Annotated in this window: 18 protein-coding genes; 1 reads left to right on the top strand and 17 read right to left on the bottom strand. The window is 67.5% G+C overall.

Annotated features, from left to right (window positions below; all coding sequences use genetic code 11):
* Window positions 1-2: 2 nt before the first annotated feature.
* On the top strand, window positions 3-1,100 hold the full coding sequence (locus AC1M14_RS20360) for a pyridoxal-phosphate dependent enzyme (protein WP_111826599.1): 1,098 nt from the start codon (window positions 3-5) through the stop codon (window positions 1,098-1,100).
* Between the two features lie 115 nt (window positions 1,101-1,215).
* On the opposite strand, the gene AC1M14_RS20365 is transcribed toward AC1M14_RS20360, so the two are convergent.
* The 17 genes from AC1M14_RS20365 to plsX form a co-directional block, all read right to left on the bottom strand.
* Window positions 1,216-2,124, bottom strand: a complete 909-nt coding sequence (locus AC1M14_RS20365) for a LysR substrate-binding domain-containing protein (protein ID WP_111826598.1) — start codon at window positions 2,122-2,124, stop codon at window positions 1,216-1,218.
* 5 nt (window positions 2,125-2,129) lie between these two features.
* Window positions 2,130-2,717, bottom strand: a complete 588-nt coding sequence (gene recO / locus AC1M14_RS20370) for a DNA repair protein RecO (RefSeq protein WP_479730340.1) — start codon at window positions 2,715-2,717, stop codon at window positions 2,130-2,132.
* A complete protein-coding gene (era, locus tag AC1M14_RS20375) occupies window positions 2,710-3,600 on the bottom strand; it encodes a GTPase Era (RefSeq protein ID WP_102774427.1) in 891 nt (296 codons plus the stop codon). Before era ends, recO begins: the two co-directional genes overlap by 8 nt.
* Window positions 3,597-4,358 carry a ribonuclease III gene (gene rnc, locus AC1M14_RS20380; RefSeq protein WP_111826596.1) on the bottom strand — a complete coding sequence of 254 codons (762 nt, stop codon included), beginning with the start codon at window positions 4,356-4,358 and terminating at the stop codon, window positions 3,597-3,599. Before rnc ends, era begins: the two co-directional genes overlap by 4 nt.
* A 2-nt stretch (window positions 4,359-4,360) precedes the next feature.
* Window positions 4,361-5,245 (bottom strand): signal peptidase I, encoded by an 885-nt coding sequence (gene lepB, locus AC1M14_RS20385; RefSeq protein ID WP_102774425.1) that lies wholly within the window; start codon window positions 5,243-5,245, stop codon window positions 4,361-4,363.
* A 23-nt stretch (window positions 5,246-5,268) separates the two neighbouring features.
* Window positions 5,269-7,062 (bottom strand): translation elongation factor 4, encoded by a 1,794-nt coding sequence (gene lepA / locus AC1M14_RS20390; RefSeq protein ID WP_102774424.1) that lies wholly within the window; start codon window positions 7,060-7,062, stop codon window positions 5,269-5,271.
* A gap of 232 nt (window positions 7,063-7,294) precedes the next feature.
* On the bottom strand, window positions 7,295-8,767 hold the full coding sequence (locus AC1M14_RS20395) for a DegQ family serine endoprotease (RefSeq protein WP_111826595.1): 1,473 nt from the start codon (window positions 8,765-8,767) through the stop codon (window positions 7,295-7,297).
* A 34-nt stretch (window positions 8,768-8,801) separates the two neighbouring features.
* Window positions 8,802-9,863: a MucB/RseB C-terminal domain-containing protein gene (locus AC1M14_RS20400; protein WP_209164985.1), complete on the bottom strand. Its 1,062-nt coding sequence runs from the start codon at window positions 9,861-9,863 to the stop codon at window positions 8,802-8,804.
* Window positions 9,863-10,375 carry a sigma-E factor negative regulatory protein gene (locus AC1M14_RS20405; protein ID WP_102774421.1) on the bottom strand — a complete coding sequence of 171 codons (513 nt, stop codon included), beginning with the start codon at window positions 10,373-10,375 and terminating at the stop codon, window positions 9,863-9,865. The genes AC1M14_RS20400 and AC1M14_RS20405 overlap by 1 nt, the downstream gene beginning before the upstream one ends.
* Before the next feature lie 12 nt (window positions 10,376-10,387).
* Complete coding sequence (gene rpoE, locus AC1M14_RS20410) at window positions 10,388-10,987, bottom strand: RNA polymerase sigma factor RpoE (RefSeq protein WP_043543305.1); 600 nt, start codon at window positions 10,985-10,987, stop codon at window positions 10,388-10,390.
* Entirely contained in the window at window positions 10,984-11,442 is a 459-nt protein-coding gene (locus AC1M14_RS20415) for a hypothetical protein (RefSeq protein WP_102774557.1), read from the bottom strand. The genes rpoE and AC1M14_RS20415 overlap by 4 nt, the downstream gene beginning before the upstream one ends.
* A 37-nt stretch (window positions 11,443-11,479) precedes the next feature.
* Window positions 11,480-12,709, bottom strand: coding sequence for a beta-ketoacyl-ACP synthase II (gene fabF, locus AC1M14_RS20420; RefSeq protein ID WP_102774420.1), 1,230 nt, complete (start codon window positions 12,707-12,709; stop codon window positions 11,480-11,482).
* Window positions 12,710-12,901: 192 nt separating this feature from the next.
* On the bottom strand, window positions 12,902-13,141 hold the full coding sequence (gene acpP / locus AC1M14_RS20425; protein ID WP_003813816.1) for an acyl carrier protein: 240 nt from the start codon (window positions 13,139-13,141) through the stop codon (window positions 12,902-12,904).
* Window positions 13,142-13,329: 188 nt separating this feature from the next.
* Entirely contained in the window at window positions 13,330-14,082 is a 753-nt protein-coding gene (gene fabG / locus AC1M14_RS20430; protein ID WP_102774556.1) for a 3-oxoacyl-ACP reductase FabG, read from the bottom strand.
* Between the two features lie 2 nt (window positions 14,083-14,084).
* Entirely contained in the window at window positions 14,085-15,023 is a 939-nt protein-coding gene (gene fabD / locus AC1M14_RS20435) for an ACP S-malonyltransferase (RefSeq protein WP_111826592.1), read from the bottom strand.
* A 95-nt stretch (window positions 15,024-15,118) separates the two neighbouring features.
* On the bottom strand, window positions 15,119-16,105 hold the full coding sequence (locus AC1M14_RS20440; protein ID WP_111826591.1) for a beta-ketoacyl-ACP synthase III: 987 nt from the start codon (window positions 16,103-16,105) through the stop codon (window positions 15,119-15,121).
* A complete protein-coding gene (gene plsX / locus AC1M14_RS20445) occupies window positions 16,105-17,172 on the bottom strand; it encodes a phosphate acyltransferase PlsX (RefSeq protein ID WP_102774417.1) in 1,068 nt (355 codons plus the stop codon). Before plsX ends, AC1M14_RS20440 begins: the two co-directional genes overlap by 1 nt.
* Between the last annotated feature and the right edge of the window lie 47 nt (window positions 17,173-17,219).

Raw genomic sequence — 17,219 nt, forward strand, 5'->3', positions numbered from 1 at the left:
CCATGCAGATGAACCCCAGATTGTCCGGCCTGCGTTGCATCCGCTGCGAACGCCTGTGGCCCGTCGCCGACTATCCCGAAGGCTGCCCCGGCTGCCTGGAGGCCGGCCACCCCGCCTCGCTGGAATGCCGCTACGAGCCCGGCGGGGATGCGGCCATGCCGCTGCCGGTGCTGGACCCGGTGACGCTGGGCGAAGGCGCCACGCCCTGCCTGGCCGCGCCGGCGCTGGCGCAGGCCGAGGGCGTTGGCCGGATGTGGCTCAAGTGCGAAAGCGCCAATCCCACCGGCAGCCACAAGGACCGCATGGCGGCCCAGCTGGTCTCGCGCGCGCGCCTGGCCGGCGCCACCCGCGTCGCGGCGGCCTCCAGCGGCAACGCCGGCGTATCGCTGGCCGCCTATTGCGCCGCGGCGCGCCTGGAGGCCGACATCGCCATCACGCGCGACTGCCCGCCGCTGCAGCGCGACGCCATGCAGCGCTTCGGCGCGCGCCTGCGCGCCTTCGACGACAGCCTGAGCCGCTGGCCCTATGTCGCGGACCTGTGCCGCGACCACGGCGCGTTCGCCGGCACCAACTATCTGAATCCGCCGGTGGGCACCCATGCCTATGGCGTGGAAGGCTACAAGCCCATCGCGCTGGAGATCTTCGAAGCCTGCGGCGTGCCCACCGATATCGTGGTTCCCACCGCGCGCGGCGACCTGCTGTGGGGCATTTACCTGGGCTGGCAGCATCTGCGGGAAAGCGGCCGCATCGACCGCCTGCCCCGCATGCACGCGGTCGAGCCCTATGCCCGGCTGTCGCGGGCGCGCGCCACGGGCGATGCGCGCGGCAACTGGGAGGGCGTGACGGACCAGTACTCGATCGCCGGCAGCACCAGCACGCTGCAGTCGCTGGAAGCGCTGGCGCGCTCGGGCGGCTCGCCCGTGGAAGTGTCCGACGCCGCCGCGGCGCAGGCGCAGCAGCGCCTGGAGCGCGCCGGGCTGGCCACCGAACTGTCGTCGGCCGCGGCGCTGGCGGCGGTGTCGCGGCTGCGGCGGTCGGGGCTGCTGGACGCGGAATCGTCGGTCGTGCTGGTGTTGACTTCGGATGGGCGGCGGGGGTGATGGGTTTCGCGCGTTTGATGTTCGTGTTCTTGCTCAGGGGTTCTTCGCGCTGCACCCATCCTACGTTTGGAATGTAGGATGGGTGCAGCGCGAAACCCATCACCCCGCCCGAAACCTAAACCCCATACCGCTCCACCAGCGGCGCCAAGGCCGCGCGCAAACAGGTCGCCCAGAACTTTCCCGCCTCGGACAAGGGGCGGCTGCCGTGCAGGATCATGTGGCATTCGAAATGCACGGACGCGGCCAGCGGCCGGTGCCCCAGGCCGGCCGCTTCCATGCCGAGCGCGGTCGCCGGATTGGCGATGCCCACGCCGTGGCCGGCCAGCGCCAGCTGGCACACGGTGCTGGAATACGGCGTTTCGATCGCCACCTTCAGATGCTGCCCGGCCTGCGCCAGCAAGGCGTCCAGGCGCTTGCGCGAACCGTCCTCGGCGTTGAGCGCGATCACGTCGGCGCCGGCCAGGTGCGAGAACTCCACGCACTCCAGGCGCGCCAGCGGATGGTTGCGCGGAAAGACCGCCACGGCCCGCAGGCTGGCGAGCCGGTGGCCGCGCAGGCCTTCCAGTTCGGACTCGTCGGCCACGGCGGCCAGGTCCAGCTCGCCCGACACCACCATGTCGCGCAAGGTGTTGGAATCCCGGATCTGCAGGTACAGCGCGGTGTCGGGATAGCGGGCGCGAAAGCGCGCGATGGTGTCGCTGATGATGGCGCCGCTGTAAGCGTGGATGCAGCCCACGCGCAGCCGCGGCTGCGCGGCGCCGCGGATCGCGCGGATCTTGCGGCCCAGGCTCTCCAGGCCGACGTTCAGGCGCCGGATTTCCTCGTACAGCAGCGTCGCCTCGGGGGTGCGCTGCATGCGCTGGCGCACGCGCTCGAACAGGCGCAGCTCGATGCTGGCTTCCAGCGCGGCCAGGGTCGCGCTGACGGTGGCCGGCGACACGTCCAGCCGCCGGGCGGCGGCGGTCACGCTTTCCGTCTCGTAGACGGTGCGGAAGGTCTCGACCTGTTTGAGCGTGAAGGTCATGGCGCTCAGATGCGCTGCAGGTCCAGCAGCACGCGGCGCGTGGACAAAGGCCGGCCGGCGAGGATTTCGGCCAGGCGCTCGCGCAGGTCGCGGCGCAGGGCCGGCTCGATCGCCGGATCGTCGAAATCGGGCGGCGCCTCGTCCACGCCATAGCCGGTCTCGCGCAGCAGCGTCCATTCGAAGCGGCGCAGCGCGCCGGCCGCGCGCGTGCCGCCCGAAAGCTGCTGCAGGGCGAAATCGTAGGCGTCGAACAGCAGGGGGTGGGCGTCTTCGCGCGGCAGCAGCCGCAGCAGCAGCTCGTTCATGTACCAGGCCGACATCAGCGCGGTGCCGGTCAGCGGCCAGATGCCGGCGATCTCGGCGCGCGTGAGCGTCTTGACCTCGCCGTTGCCGGTCCAGGACAGCAGCAGCGGCTGGAACGCGGACAGCACGGGCCGCAGCACGGAATACGGGCGCTTGGCGCCCTTGGCGACCATGGCCACACAGCCGTGGTCGCGCGAGAAAGTCTGAACGATGAGGGACGTCTCACGCCACGCGGTGGCGTGCAGCATATAGCCGGGTCGGTCCTGGACGCGAGGCGCCCTTCTACTCATAGCCCAGGTCGCGCAGCGCACCCTCGCGGTCGGACCAGCCCTTGCGCACCTTGATGTAGACCTCCAGGTGCACCGGCTTGTCCAGCAGCTTGGCGATGTCCTGCCGCGCCTCCGTAGCGATGCGCTTCATGTGCATGCCGCCCGCGCCCAGCAGGATAGGCTTGTGGCTGTCGCGCTCGACCACCACACAGGCGGCGATGCGCGCGCCCTTGTCGTTCTCTTCCCATTGCTCGATCACGACCGTACAGCCGTAGGGCAGTTCGTCGCCCACCAGGCGGAAGATCTTCTCGCGCACCAGCTCGGCGGCGATGAAGCGCATGGGCCGGTCGGTCAGCGTGTCCTCTTCGAACATCGGCTCGCCTTCGGGCAGGCGCGCGGCGATTTCCTGCAGCAGCTGGTCGAGCTGCTGGTTCCTGGTGGCGCTGACCGGCACGACCGCGCCGAACGGATGCAGCGCCATGATCTTGGAGACGAAGGCGAACAGATCGTCGCGGTTCTTGAGCGCGTCGATCTTGGAGATGGCCAGGATGGTGCGCTCCGGCGCGGGCAAGAGCGGCAGCAGCTTGGCGTCGCCCTCGGACCACTTGCCCGCCTCGACCACGTGCACCACCACGTCCACGTCGGCCAGCGCCTGCGTGACCACGCGGTTCATCATGCGGTTCATGGCGCCGCCGTGGCGCGTCTGGAAGCCCGGCGTGTCGACGAACACGAACTGTTCGTGCTCGCGCGTCAGCACCCCGTGGATGCGGTGGCGCGTGGTCTGCGCCTTGCGCGAGACGATCGAAATCTTCGAGCCGATCAGGGCGTTGGTCAGCGTGGATTTGCCGACGTTGGGACGGCCGACGATGGCAACGAAGCCGGTACGGAAAGGGGTATCGCTCATTTAGTCTCTTGAGCCACTGCCACCGGCAGCGACAATTGCGCGGTCTTGCGCGCCTTGCCCGACTTGCGGGCAGCCTTGGAAGCCGGGCTGACGGCCAACGCGGCCTCCAGCGCCACTTTGGCCGCCGACTGCTCGGCCGCGCGGCGGCTGGCGCCCGCGGCCATGACCTTGATCTCCAGCGCCGGGATGGCGCATTCGACCTCGAACTGCTGGCTGTGGGCCGCGCCGTGCGTGGCCACCACCGTGTACTGCGGCAGCGCCAGCTTGCGGCCCTGCAGGAATTCCTGCAGCAGCGTCTTGGCGTCCTTGCCCAGGGTCTTGGGATCGACCGAGGCCAGCACCGGCTGGTACTGGCGCACGATCACGCGGCGCGCGGCGTCGAAGCCGGCGTCCAGGAACACGGCGCCGAACAGCGCCTCGACCGTGTCGGCCAGGATCGAGGGGCGGCGGAAACCGCCGCTCTTGAGTTCGCCCTCGCCCAGGCGCAGGTATTGCGACAGCTCCAGCCGCTGGGCGATGTCGGCCAGCGAGGCCTGCTTGACCAGGTTGGCCCGCAGGCGCGAGAGGTCGCCCTCGTCGATCTTGGAATAGCGCTCGAACAGCATCGCGGCGACGACGAAGTTCAGCACGGAATCCCCGAGGAATTCCAGGCGCTCGTTATGGCGCGAACCGTGACTGCGATGCGTCAGCGCCTGTTCGAGCAATGCCGGATCACCGAAGTGGTGCTCCAGGCGGTTTTCTAGCGTGGCTAGCGACATAATCAGTTGAACCGGCCGATGCGGCTGAGGTCGCTGAAATTCATCCAGATGAAGAACGCGCGTCCGACGATATTGGATTCGGGTACGAAGCCCCAGTACCGGCTGTCCGCGCTGTTGTCCCGATTATCGCCCATAGCGAAAAATTGGCCTTCGGGTACTTTGCAGCGTACCCCATTGCGGCTGTATTGGCAGTTCTGACGGTTGGGAAATTGCCACATCGGCCCGTATTCCTGGGGTTTGCCCTCATCCAGCAGGATCTGGTGCTCAACTTCGCCCAACTTCTCTTTATATTGCGCAATATACGAGACACGGTCGGGTTCGAAATAATCCCCGTCGCGCACGTGCGGCACCAGTTCGCCGTTGATATACAGTTTTTTGTCCAGGTAGGCGATCTCGTCGCCCGGCAGGCCGACCACGCGCTTGATGTAATCGACGTCCGGGTCCACAGGATAGCGGAACACGAACACGTCGCCGCGCTTGGGCTCGCCCACCTCGATCACCTTCTTGTCGATGACCGGCAGCCGCAGGCCATAGCTGAACTTGTTCACCAGGATCAGGTCGCCCGATTGCAGCGTGGGCAGCATGGAGCCCGACGGGATGCGAAACGGCTCGACCACGAACGAGCGCAGCAGGAACACGAACAGAATCACGGGGAAGAAGCTGACCGCGTACTCCACCCACCACGGCACGCGGCGCGCCGCGTCGCCGGCCTCGCGGCGCAGGCGCTCGGCTTCCTGGGCGTCTCCGACCAGGGCCGCGTCGTATTGCGCCATCGCCGCCTGGGCCCGGCGTTCCCGGCCCCGCCGCAGCACCGCCAGATCGAGCACCCAGATAATGCCGGTCACCACCAGCAATACAAACAGGATCAGGGCAAAGTTCCAACTCATCAGCTAACCGCCTTCTTTTGGTTCTATTTGTCTTCCACCTGCAGGATGGCGAGGAACGCCTCCTGCGGGATTTCCACGCTACCCACCTGCTTCATGCGCTTCTTGCCGGCCTTCTGCTTTTCCAGCAGTTTCTTCTTGCGCGAAATGTCGCCGCCGTAGCACTTGGCCAGCACGTTCTTGCGCAGGGCCTTCACGTTTTCGCGCGCGATGATTTCGGCGCCGATGGCGGCCTGGATCACGATGTCGAACATCTGGCGCGGGATCAGCCCGCGCATCCGGGTCACCACGTCGCGGCCGCGGTGGCGCGCGTTGCTGCGGTGGACGATCATGGCCAGCGCGTCGACGCGGTCGTTGTTGATCAGCAGGTCCACGCGCACCACGTCGGCCGAGCGGTATTCCTGGAACTCGTAGTCCATCGAGGCGTAGCCGCGCGAGACCGACTTCAGCTTGTCGAAGAAGTCCAGCACGATCTCGGCCAGCGGGATCTCGTAGACCAGGTGCACCTGGCGGCCGTGGTAGCTCATGTTGATCTGCACGCCGCGCTTGTTATTGCACAGCGTCATGACCGGACCGACGTAGTCCTGCGGCATGAACAGCGTGACCTTGACGATGGGCTCGCGGATGTCGGCGATCTTGCCGATCTCCGGCATGCGCGACGGGCTTTCGACCGTGATGATGGAGCCGTCGCGCTGCTCGACCTCGTACACCACGGACGGCGCCGTGGTGATGATGTCCATGTCGAACTCGCGCTCCAGGCGCTCCTGCACGATTTCCATGTGCAGCAGGCCCAGGAAGCCGCAGCGGAAACCGAAGCCCAGCGCCTGCGAGACTTCCGGCTCGAACATGAGCGCCGCGTCGTTGAGCTTGAGCTTTTCCAGCGAGTCGCGCAGCTGGTCGTACTCGGAGCTTTCCACCGGGTACAGGCCGGCGAACACCTGCGGCTTGACTTCCTTGAAGCCCGGCAGCGGCGCGGCGGCCGGCTTGCCGGCCAGCGTGATGGTGTCGCCGACCTTGGCGTCGGCAAGCTGCTTGATGCCGGCGATGACGAAACCCACTTCGCCGGCCGACAGGTGCGGGCGCTGCTGCGACTTGGGCGTGAACACGCCGGTCTGCTCGCACAGGTGGGTGGCGCCGGAGGCCATCAGCAGGATCTTGTCCTTGGGCTTGAGCACGCCGTTGATGATGCGCACCAGCATCACCACGCCCACGTAGTTGTCGAACCACGAGTCGATGATGAGCGCCTGCAGCGGCGCGTCGGGATCGCCCTGGGGCGCCGGCACACGGGCGACGATGGCCTCGAGGATTTCGTCGATGCCCATGCCGGTCTTGGCGCTGGCCAGCACGGCCTGCGAGGCGTCGATGCCGATCACGTCTTCGACTTCCTGGCGCGCGCCTTCGGGATCGGCCTGGGGCAGGTCCATCTTGTTGAGCACCGGCACGACTTCCACGCCCAGCTCGATGGCGGTGTAGCAGTTGGCCACGGTCTGGGCCTCGACGCCCTGCGAGGCGTCGACCACCAGCAGCGCGCCTTCGCAGGCCGACAGCGAGCGGCTGACTTCGTAGGAGAAGTCCACGTGCCCCGGGGTATCGATCAGGTTCAGGTTGTAGACCTTGCCGTCCTGCGCCTTGTAGTGCAGGGCGGCCGTCTGCGCCTTGATGGTGATGCCGCGCTCGCGCTCGATTTCCATCGAGTCGAGCACCTGCGCCGACATTTCGCGGTCCGCCAATCCGCCGCAGCGCTGGATCAGGCGATCGGCCAGGGTCGATTTGCCATGATCGATGTGGGCAATGATGGAGAAGTTGCGGATATGCTGCATGCTTGAAGTTATAAGGGGACGGAACACTCGGCACAAGGCCGGAAGACACCGCCGCCGGAGTACGCACGGCTGACGAGAGGGGTGCCTGTGGGCATAGCCCGGGCAAAACGAGGGGGCGCCATGCGCCCCCTCTTGCGGCAACCAGCCATTTTAGCCGGTCTTGAACCATTTTTTTGCCGCCAGGCCCGCGACGGCAAAAAACGCCCCTTTTCAGGGGCGTCGCCGTAAAGCATCACTTGCTGGCGGGAACCGCCACCCATTGGGTCTGGTCGCCGCGGCGCACCAGCAGGCCGGCTGCCCTGCCCTTGTCGAGCTTGGCGACCAGTTCGCCGAACTGCTTGGCGCTGGTGACGTCGGTGTCGTTCAGGGCCAGCACGATGTCGCCTTCCTGCAGGCCGGCCTTGGCGGCCGCGCCCTCGGCGATCTTGACCTGGACGCCGCCCTTGATGCGCAGCTTCTTCTGCACGTCGGCCGGCACGTCGGCCACGCCCAGGCCCAGCGCGTTGGTGGCCTCGGGCACGGGCGCCGCGCCCTGCTTGCCGGCGGCCGGGCTCTTCTCGGTCGGGATCTCGCCCACCTTGACGGTCAGCGTCACGGTCTTGCCCTTGCGCCACACCTGCATGTCGGCACGGGTGCCCGGCTTGGTTTCGCCGACGATGCGCGGCAGGTCGGACCAGCGCTTGATGGGTTCGTTGTTGAACTTCAGGATCACGTCGCCCGGCTGCACGCCGGCCTGCTCGGCCGGGCCTTCGGGCTCGACGCTGCTGACCAGCGCGCCTTCGGCCTTGGGCAGGCCGATGGCCTCGGCCACGTCCTTGCCGACTTCGCCGATCTGCACGCCGACGCGTCCGCGCGTGACCTTGCCGGTGGTGCGCAGCTGGTCGACGACGCGCATGGCCTCGTCGATGGGGATGGCCAGCGAAATGCCCATGAAGCCGCCGCTGCGCGAAATGATCTGGGAATTGATGCCCACCACCTCGCCTTCCAGGTTGATCAGCGGGCCGCCCGAGTTGCCGGGGTTGACCGCCACGTCCGTCTGGATGAAGGGCAGGTATTCGCCGGTGTCGCGGCCGATGGCGCTGACGATGCCCGAGGTCACGGTGGAATCCAGGCCGAACGGCGAGCCGATCGCCAGCACCCACTGGCCCTTCTTGAGCTTCTTGGGATCGCCGATGACCAGCGGCGTCATGTCCTTGGCCTCGATCTTGATCAGGGCCACGTCGGTGCGCTCGTCGGTGCCGATGACCTTGGCCTTGAATTCGCGGCCGTCGGTCAGGGTGACGTAGATGTCGGTGGCGTCCACGACCACGTGGTTGTTGGTCAGGATGTAGCCGTCTTCGGAAATGAAGAAGCCCGAGCCCACGCCGCGCGGCACGGTGCGCTCTTCGGGCTGGGGCTGGGGACGCTGGCGCGGCGACGGCGGCGCGCCCGGCGGCTGGAATTCGGGGCCGAAGAACCAGCGGAACAGCTCGTAGGGGTCGTTGCCGCCGCCCGGTCCCATGCCGCGCACCGGCACGGTGGCCGTGGTGCGGATGTTCACGACCGCGGGGTCGGCCTTTTCGACGATGCTGGTGAAATCAGGCAAAGCGACCGTCGGCGCCTGGGCCAGCGCCGCCGGCGCCTGGCCGACGGACATCACCACGCCCAGCGCGGCGGCCGCCAGAAAGCGTCGGAAATACCCGTTCGACACTGTCATTGCATTCATAGACTTCTCCGAAATTGCTGCTTGCCGCCCCGGATCAGCGGGACCCGGCGGCGGGCACGTATTCTGTGGACTCGGCCAGCTGTTCCAGCGTGGCCACGGGCACCTCGCCCACGGCCGTCAGCCAGAAATCGGCGATGCGCGTGCCATATACGGTAATCGAACCGCGCTGCGCCGCGCCATGGGGCGGACGGTGTCCGCGCTGGCTGTCGTAGGGCTCGATGAACACGGAAATGGCCGCCAACCCGTCAGACAATACCATCTGGCTGACCGTGGCGCCGCGGCCCATGGCCCGGGTCACCTGCATGACGGTTTTGAAGCCCTTGGGGGCCGGAATGCGCCAGCCCTGGGCGGCCAGGTCCACCGGCTTCATGGCGGCTTCCATCACCTTCCAGTCGCGCGTGCTCCAGCGGGAAGTCAGCAGCTGGGGATCGACCTCGGCGCCCAGGCGCAGCGAGGTGAAGGCCACCTGTTCGACCACGCCGCGCGCGGCGTTCAGGGTCTGGGCCTTGAGCAGCAGATTGGTCTCGACGTCGGCGCACAGCCGGTAGCCGTAGCGCAGCTTGTCCAGCGGCTCTATGGTGATCAGGCGGCACTCGCGGCCGGCGACGCGATAGAGCTTGGGCTCGGTGCGGATCGTGTAGTTCTCGGACAGGCCGGCGGCCTCGCCCAGCAGCAGGCCGGGGAAGCGGTCGCCGCGGCGGCGCTCCAGCAGCACCGTCTTGCGCTCGGGGATCAGGCACTGCACGTCGTCGTTGTGGCGCAGGTATTCGCGCGGCTGGCCGTCGAGGATCTCGAGGCGCTCGCGCTCGCCGGTGCCGTCCAGGACGTGCACCAGGCGCGAGGACTGCATGGTCTCGCCCTGCTGATACATGAACACGCCGGCGTAGTCCTGCTTGCGGGCCGCCTGCTGGATGCTGGTGAGCAGCTGCACCACGTCCTCGGCGGGCGGCGCGGCGTCGGCGGCGCGGGCCGGCTCCTGCGCCGCCAGGAAAACGGTGAACAGCGTTACGGCAAGCCAGGCGGCGCGATGGGCCTGCAAGGTAGCGGTTCGTCCCAGACCCAGCACCGGCCAGCGCGATGGAATCACCAACGCCATCAGCGCCCCGCTCCCATCTCGAACGACACCTGCCGCACGGCGCTGGGGCCGGCCATCTGGCGATGCGCCTCGAGGTAGTCGCGCAGGCCGGAATCGTCCGCGGCCGAGGCCGACGACGGCGCGCTGGCGTCGGCCAGCACCCGCACTTCCCCGCCGGATTCGCCGGTCAGGTAGGGCTGGGCCACCCAGGCGACGGTCGCCACGGCCGCCACCACCGCCAGGCCGGACAGGCCCACGCGCAAAGGCGAGCGGCGCCGAGGCGCCGCGACAATGGGCAATTCCGCGTCCAGGGCGCGCGCCAGCCGGGCCTGGAAGGCCGAACTGGGGGTCAGCGCCAGGTCGGCGTTGCGCAGGGAATCACCGATCAAGTGATAGGTGTCCCAGGTCTGGCGTCCCTCGCGGGACAACAAGCCGGGAAAAATATCGTCGGATTCCTCTCCGTCCATCCAGGCGGAGAGCGACTCCTCCCAGGAGGACTCGGATATCTCGACGGATTTGGCTGCTGTTTGCATGACTGCCACTCCTTACCAGCGACGCTCGTCATCGGTGCCTAGCAATGGGCGCAACTTGGTGGCGATGGCTTCACGCGCACGAAAAATGCGGGAGCGCACCGTACCGATCGGGCAGTCCATGCTCTGGGCGATGTCTTCGTAACTCATACCTTCGATTTCACGCAGGACGATTGCGGTGCGCAACTCTTCAGGCAATTCCTCGATGGCCGCGTTCACCGTTTCGGCGATTTCGCGGCTGGCGACCATGGATTCCGGCGTGCTTATATCGGTTAGGTTGTCGGTTTCGTTAAAAGTTTCACCGTCTTCCGTTTCTATCGCATTGGGCGCGCTCGGACGCCGGCCCTGGGAGGCCAGCCAGTTGCGCGCGGTGTTGATCGCGATGCGATACAGCCAGGTGTAGAAGGCGCTCTCCCCCCGGAACTGGGGCAGGGCGCGGTAGGCCTTGATGAAGGCTTCCTGGGCCACGTCTTCGATTTCCGCGGGGTCGCGGATCATCCGGGCCAGCAGGCGGAGGATCTTGCGCTGGTACTTGAGCACCAGCAGGTCGAAGGCTTTCTTGTCACCCCGCTGGACGCGCGCGACAAGCTCGGCGTCGACTTCGCGCTCGCTCATGACGCCTCCTGGGGGCCGGCCGCCGGCGGCGTGCGCCGCGCCGTGCCCGTCAGCAGGCACAGGCGCCGCCAGGACTCGGGTCGCAGCGTCCGCTGCCAGACGGTGAGGGTGATGGTGCTAGGGGTAAAGGCGGTACTCCCGGTGGGCAAAGGCTGCAAGGTGAGCGTGAGCCAGCGCGGGCCGCGCCGCCGGTCCAGCAGACTTGCGTCGCGCCAGCCCTGCGGCAGCCGCAGCTGCCAATGCCCTGCCCCGGCCGCCGTACGTAACGCGGATACCGGGGACGGGCCGCTCCGTGCCGAGTGTAACAGCCCGCCGAGCCCGAGCAGCAGCGCAAGCGCCGCCCCCGCGAGCGCGGCCGGGCCATGCCAGGAGGCGGCCGTCAGCGCGCTGCCCGCGGCCAGGGCCAGCGCCAGGCCGTAAACCGCCTGGACGCTGCCCGGACGCACGACGGGCACGCGAAACGACCAGCGCTCCCCGACCGGGCCTGCCAAATCAGACCCGGCGAACGGCCATCGAGCCGTTGGTGCCGCCGAAGCCGAACGAGTTGGACAGGCCCACGTCGATCTTCATCTGCCGCGCTTCGTTGGCGCAGTAATCCAGATCGCATTCCGGATCCTGATTGAAGATGTTGATCGTCGGGGGCGAGACCTGGTTGTAGACGGCCAGCGTGGTGAACACCGCCTCGATGCCGCCGGCCGCGCCGAGCAGGTGCCCGGTCATGGACTTGGTCGAGTTGACCACCAGCTTCTTGGCGTGGTCGCCGAAGGCCAGCTTCAGCGCGTCGGTCTCGTTCTTGTCGCCCAGCGGCGTGGAGGTGCCGTGCGCGTTGACGTACTGGACGTCTTCGAGGTTGACGCCGCCGTTGCGCAGCGCGTTGACGATGCCGCGGCGCGGGCCGTCCTTGTCCGGCGCCGTGATGTGGTGCGCGTCGGAGCTCATGCCGTAGCCCACGAATTCGCCGTAGATGCGCGCGCCGCGCTTCTTGGCGTGTTCGTATTCTTCCAGCACCAGCACGCCGGCGCCCTCGCCCAGCACGAATCCGTCGCGGTCGCGATCCCAGGGACGCGAAGCCGTCTGAGGATCGTCGTTGCGGGTCGACAGGGCGCGCATGGCGGCGAAACCGCCGATGCCCAGCGGCGACACGGTCGACTCGGCGCCGCCGGCCAGCATGACGTCGGCATCGCCGTACTCGATCAGGCGGGCGGCATCGCCGATGCAGTGCAGGCCGGTGGTGCAGGCCGACACGACGGCGTAGCTCGGGCCCTTCATGCCGTAGGCGATGGACAGGTGGCCGGAGATCAGGTTGATCAGCGAACCCGGCACGAAGAACGGCGAAATGCGGCGCGGGCCCTTGGACAGGTATTCGACCTGGGTTTCTTCGATGCGCGGCAGGCCGCCGATACCCGAGCCGACGATCACGCCGATGCGTTCGGCGTTGGCTTCGGTGACTTCCAGGCCGCTGTCGCGCCAGGCCTGCATCCCGGCAGCCAGGCCGTAATGGATGAAGGTATCCATCTGGCGGGCTTCCTTGGCCGAGATATAGGCGCTGATGTCGAAGTCTTTGACTTCGCCGGCGATATGGGTGGTGATGGCCGAGGGATCGAAACGGGTGATGCGGCTGATGCCAGAACGTCCGTTGACGATATTGTCCCAAGCCGTGGTCACGTCGTTCCCCACGGGGGAAACGATACCCAGGCCGGTGATGACGACACGTCGCTTCACGGATGACTCCTCAAACAGACAAAAGAAAGGCGGTTTTCGGGATGCGCTGCGCTTGCGGTACACACAAAAGCGGGTCGGGCGTTTTCACGCCCTTCCCGCATGCGCACCGCAAAGGCAACTCCTGAAACCGCCCCGATTTTCCGGCTGGCCCCGAAGTCCGTCCTCGGACCGCCGGAAGGGAGTAAGCCCAGCTTACTGCTTGCCGTGCGAATTGATGTAGTCAATCGCTTGTTGCACGGTCGTGATCTTTTCGGCCTCTTCGTCGGGGATCTCGGTCTCGAATTCGTCTTCGAGCGCCATGACCAGTTCGACCATGTCGAGCGAATCGGCACCGAGGTCGTCAAGGAAGGAGGATTCGTTCTTGATCTCGGCTTCGTTGACGCCAAGTTGTTCAGCGACGATCTTCTTGACGCGCTGTTCGATGCTTTCCATGCAGATCTCCAATTGGGAAAAATCCCGCGAATTATAGCCAAGCGCGGAGTTTTGCGACGCCTGGCCGTGACAAAAATAACACCGCGCACTTGATCTGTCGCCGGGAATGGCGCAGGAAACCCGTGTGCGGCGTTTCCGGTTGAACCGCGCATCGCCCCGTGCGGAGCGGCCTGCGCGCGGTTCGTGATTTATTGCATGTACATCCCGCCGTTGACGTGCAGGGTGGTGCCGGTAATGTAACCCGCCTGCGGCCCGGACAAAAATGCCACCGCGTGCGCGATGTCCTCGGGCGCTCCCAGGCGGCCCAGCGGAATCTGCTGCAGCAAAGCCGCAGTCTGATTTTCGCCGAGGGCGCGCGTCATGTCGGTATCGATGAAGCCGGGGGCCACGCAGTTGACCGTGATGTTGCGGCTGCCCAGCTCGCGCGCCAGGGCGCGCGACATGCCGGCCACCCCGGCCTTGGCGGCCGCGTAGTTGGCCTGGCCGGGGTTGCCGCTGGAGCCGACCACCGAGGTCACGTTGATGATGCGTCCCCAGCGGGCCTTCATCATGCTGCGCAGCACCGCGCGCGACAGGCGGAACACCGACGCCAGGTTGGTGTCGATGACGGCCGACCAGTCTTCGTCCTTCATGCGCATCGCCAGCGTATCACGCGTGATGCCGGCGTTATTGACGAGGATGTGTGGGCCGCCGCCTTCCTTGCCCAGCGCGTCGATGAGCGCGTCGCAGGCCGCCGCGTCGGTCACGTCCAGCACCACGCCGCGTCCGCCCGAGGGGGCCAGCGCTTCGGTGATGGCGGCCGCGCCCGATTCGGAGGTGGCGGTGCCGACGACGGTGGCGCCGCGCGCGGCCAGTTCCAGCGCGATGGCGCGGCCGATGCCGCGCGTGGCACCGGTCACCAGCGCGATCTTGCCTTGCAGTTCGATCGAGGGGTTGTCCATGTTCATTGGTTTCCGTTGACGGCGGCCAGCGCGGCTTCGAGGGAAGCCGGATCGGTGATGGCCATGCCCGTGAGTTCGGGATCGATGCGCTTGGTCAGGCCGGCGAGCACCTTGCCGGGGCCGCATTCGATCACGTGCGTGACGCCTTGCGCCTTCATCGCGCGCAGGGTTTCGACCCAGCGCACAGGATGCCATGCCTGGCGCACCAGCGCATCGCGGATAGCCCCAGGATCGGCCGGGGAAGCCACGTCGACGTTGTTGATGACCTGAATCTGCGGGGCCGACACCGTCACGCCGGCCAGCGCGCCGGCCAGCACCTCGGCGGCGGGCTTGAGCAGGCTGGAGTGGAACGGCGCGGACACCGGCAGCAGCAGCGCGCGCTTGGCGCCCGCGGCCTTGGCCTGCTCGCAGGCGCGTTCGACGGCGGCCTTGTGGCCGGCGATCACGACCTGGGCGGGCGCGTTGAAGTTCACGGCCTCGACCACTTCGCCCTGCGCGGCGGCGGCGCAGGCGGCGCGCACGGCGTCGTCGTCCAGGCCCAGGATGGCGGCCATGGCGCCGGTGCCGACCGGCACGGCGGCCTGCATGGCGTCGGCGCGCACGCGCACCAGGCGCACGGCGTCTTCGAGCGCGAGCGAACCGGCCGCGGTCAGCGCGGCGTACTCGCCCAGGCTATGGCCGGCGACCACGTCCGGCTTGCGGCCGCCCGCGGCGCACCAGGCCGCGTACAGCGCGGCGCCGGCGGTCAGCATCGCGGGCTGGGTGTTGGTGGTGAGGTTGAGCTGCTCGGCCGGGCCTTGCGCGATCAGCGCGCCCAGGTCCTGGCCCAGGGCCTGCGACGCGCGCGCCACCGTATCGGCGACCGCGGAAACGCCCGACCAGGCGTCCAGCATGCCGACAGCTTGAGAACCCTGACCAGGAAAGACAAAAGCGATTTTCATGGTTGACCGTTAGGATGAGATTCAGTGTCTGTGAGGAATGTCGGGTGCGCCTGCCCGGCGGCCGCGGCGCGCGCCGCCTGCCGCCCGGCCCGCCCCTACATGCGGGCCAGTACCGAGCCCCAGGTGAACCCGCCGCCCACGCCCTGCATCAGGACCAGCTGGCCCGGCTTGACGCGGCCGTCGCGGCGCGCGGCGTCCAGGGCCAGCGGCACGCTGGCTGCGGAAGTGTTGGCGTGGCTGTCGACGGTGATGACGACCTTCTCGACCGGCACGGACAGCTTGCGCGCCAGGAAATTCAGGATGCGCACGTTGGCCTGGTGCGGGATCATCCAGTCCACGTCGGCGACGTCCACGCCGGCTTCGGCGCAGGTGTCGCGCGCGGAGCGGTCCAGCACGGTGACGGCCTGCTTGAACACGGCCTGGCCGTCCATGCGCAGGAACGGATCGCCGGTCACGTCGCCATAGGCCACGTTGCCCGCCGCGTTCAGGATCTTGCTCTGGCTGCCGTCGGCATGCAGCTGCGCGGCCATGATGCCGGGCTTGTCGGAAGCCTTCAGCACCACGGCGCCGGCGCCGTCGCCGAAAAGCACACAGGTGCTGCGGTCGTTCCAGTCCAGGATGCGCGAGAACACTTCGGCGCCGATGACCAGCGCGCAGCGCGCGCGGCCGGCGCGGATGAAGCTGTCGGCGGTGGTCAGCGCGTAGACGAAGCCGCTGCACACGGCCTGCACGTCGAACGCCGCCGAGCCTTTGGAGCCGAGGTTGGCCTGCACGATGCAGGCGGTGCTCGGGAACACGAAGTCGGGCGTCGAAGTGGCCAGGATGATGAGGTCGATGTCGGAGGCGTCCACGCCCGCGTCGGCCAGCGCGCGGCGCGAGGCCTCGGTCGCCAGCTGGCTGGTGGTGACGCCGCGCTCGGCCAGATGGCGCTGCCGAATGCCAGTGCGCTCGACGATCCATTCGTCGGAGGTGGCGATGTTGCGCGTCGCCAGTTCCGCAGCCAGCTCGTCATTCGAAACCACGCGTTCCGGCAGGAAGCTGCCGGTGCCCGCGATCACGGAATATTTCATTGCGGTATCCATCAAGCGGTGTCCCCAGCCACGTCTTGCGGCGGCGCCGTAGCGGCATCGCCGGATTGAACGCGCTTGGTAATCTGAGCGACCGTCTCGGCGGTGCGCTCCAGCAGTTTACTCACTACGGCTTCGCGGGCTCGCTGCAAGGCGAATCCGTAGGCGTAGACGTCGGCGGAGCCGTGGCTCTTGATGACCACGCCGCGCAGGCCCAGCAGCGCGGCGCCGTTGTAGCGCCGGTTGTCGACGCGGGTGCGCAGGCGGTTGAGCACCGGCTTGGCCACCGCGCCGGCCAGCAGCGTGATCAGGTTGCGTTTGAACTCTTCGCGTATGACGCTGGAGAGCATCTTGGCCAGGCCTTCGACGGACTTGAGCACGACGTTGCCGACGAAGCCGTCGCAGACGACCACGTCGACCGTGCCCTTGAAGATGTCGTTGCCTTCCACGTTGCCGTAGAAGTTCAGCGGGCTGCCGCGCAGCAGTTCGGCGGCTTCCTTGACGACTTCGTTGCCCTTGATGACTTCTTCGCCGATGTTGAGCAGGCCCACCGAAGGCCGCTCGCGATGGTCGACCGCCTGCGACAGCGCGGCGCCCATGATGGCGAATTGCAGAAGGTGCTCGGCCGTACAGTCCACGTTCGCGCCCAGGTCCAGCACCGTGGTGGCGCGGCCCGTCTGGTTCGGAATGGACGTGGCGATGGCCGGGCGGTCTATGCCGTCCAGCGTTTTGAGCACGTAGCGTGAAATGGCCATCCACGCGCCGGTATTGCCTGCGGAGACGCAGGCGTCGGCGCGCCCGTCCTTGACGGACTGGGCGGCCAGGCGCATGGAGGAGTCTTTTTTGCGGCGCAGGGCGACCTCGACCGGGTCGTCCATGGTGACGACTTCGGAAGCCGCCACGATCTCAAGACGATCGCGCGCCACGCCGCGGTGCTCGGAGAGCGCCGCTTCGATAGCGTCGGGAAGCCCGACCAGCAACAGCCGGGTATCCGGAAATTGCCGGGCGAACTCGATCGCAGCCGGAATCGTGACGGGCAGACCGAAGTCTCCGCCCATACAGTCTATGGCGATGCGTATCACGGGTGCCAGGTATCAGCGCTCAGCCGAAATGGTCCGAGTACGAGTTC

This window comes from Achromobacter sp. SX5, from assembly GCF_056711425.1.

Bases quoted from the DNA above. Each gene is read 5' to 3' on its own strand.
- era (WP_102774427.1), bottom strand. From the start codon at position 3,600: ATGAGCGATACCCCTTTCCGTACCGGCTTCGTTGCCATCGTCGGCCGT.
- rpoE (WP_043543305.1), bottom strand. From the start codon at position 10,987: ATGAGCGAGCGCGAAGTCGACGCCGAGCTTGTCGCGCGCGTCCAGCGG.
- lepA (WP_102774424.1), bottom strand. From the start codon at position 7,062: ATGCAGCATATCCGCAACTTCTCCATCATTGCCCACATCGATCATGGC.
- fabG (WP_102774556.1), bottom strand. From the start codon at position 14,082: ATGGACAACCCCTCGATCGAACTGCAAGGCAAGATCGCGCTGGTGACC.
- AC1M14_RS20395 (WP_111826595.1), bottom strand. From the start codon at position 8,767: ATGAATGCAATGACAGTGTCGAACGGGTATTTCCGACGCTTTCTGGCG.
- rnc (WP_111826596.1), bottom strand. From the start codon at position 4,358: ATGTCGCTAGCCACGCTAGAAAACCGCCTGGAGCACCACTTCGGTGAT.
- AC1M14_RS20365 (WP_111826598.1), bottom strand. From the start codon at position 2,124: ATGACCTTCACGCTCAAACAGGTCGAGACCTTCCGCACCGTCTACGAG.
- recO (WP_479730340.1), bottom strand. From the start codon at position 2,717: ATGAGTAGAAGGGCGCCTCGCGTCCAGGACCGACCCGGCTATATGCTG.
- lepB (WP_102774425.1), bottom strand. From the start codon at position 5,245: ATGAGTTGGAACTTTGCCCTGATCCTGTTTGTATTGCTGGTGGTGACC.
- AC1M14_RS20440 (WP_111826591.1), bottom strand. From the start codon at position 16,105: ATGGATACCGCAATGAAATATTCCGTGATCGCGGGCACCGGCAGCTTC.
- AC1M14_RS20400 (WP_209164985.1), bottom strand. From the start codon at position 9,863: ATGGCGTTGGTGATTCCATCGCGCTGGCCGGTGCTGGGTCTGGGACGA.
- AC1M14_RS20360 (WP_111826599.1), top strand. From the start codon at position 3: ATGCAGATGAACCCCAGATTGTCCGGCCTGCGTTGCATCCGCTGCGAA.
- acpP (WP_003813816.1), bottom strand. From the start codon at position 13,141: ATGGAAAGCATCGAACAGCGCGTCAAGAAGATCGTCGCTGAACAACTT.
- fabD (WP_111826592.1), bottom strand. From the start codon at position 15,023: ATGAAAATCGCTTTTGTCTTTCCTGGTCAGGGTTCTCAAGCTGTCGGC.
- AC1M14_RS20405 (WP_102774421.1), bottom strand. From the start codon at position 10,375: ATGCAAACAGCAGCCAAATCCGTCGAGATATCCGAGTCCTCCTGGGAG.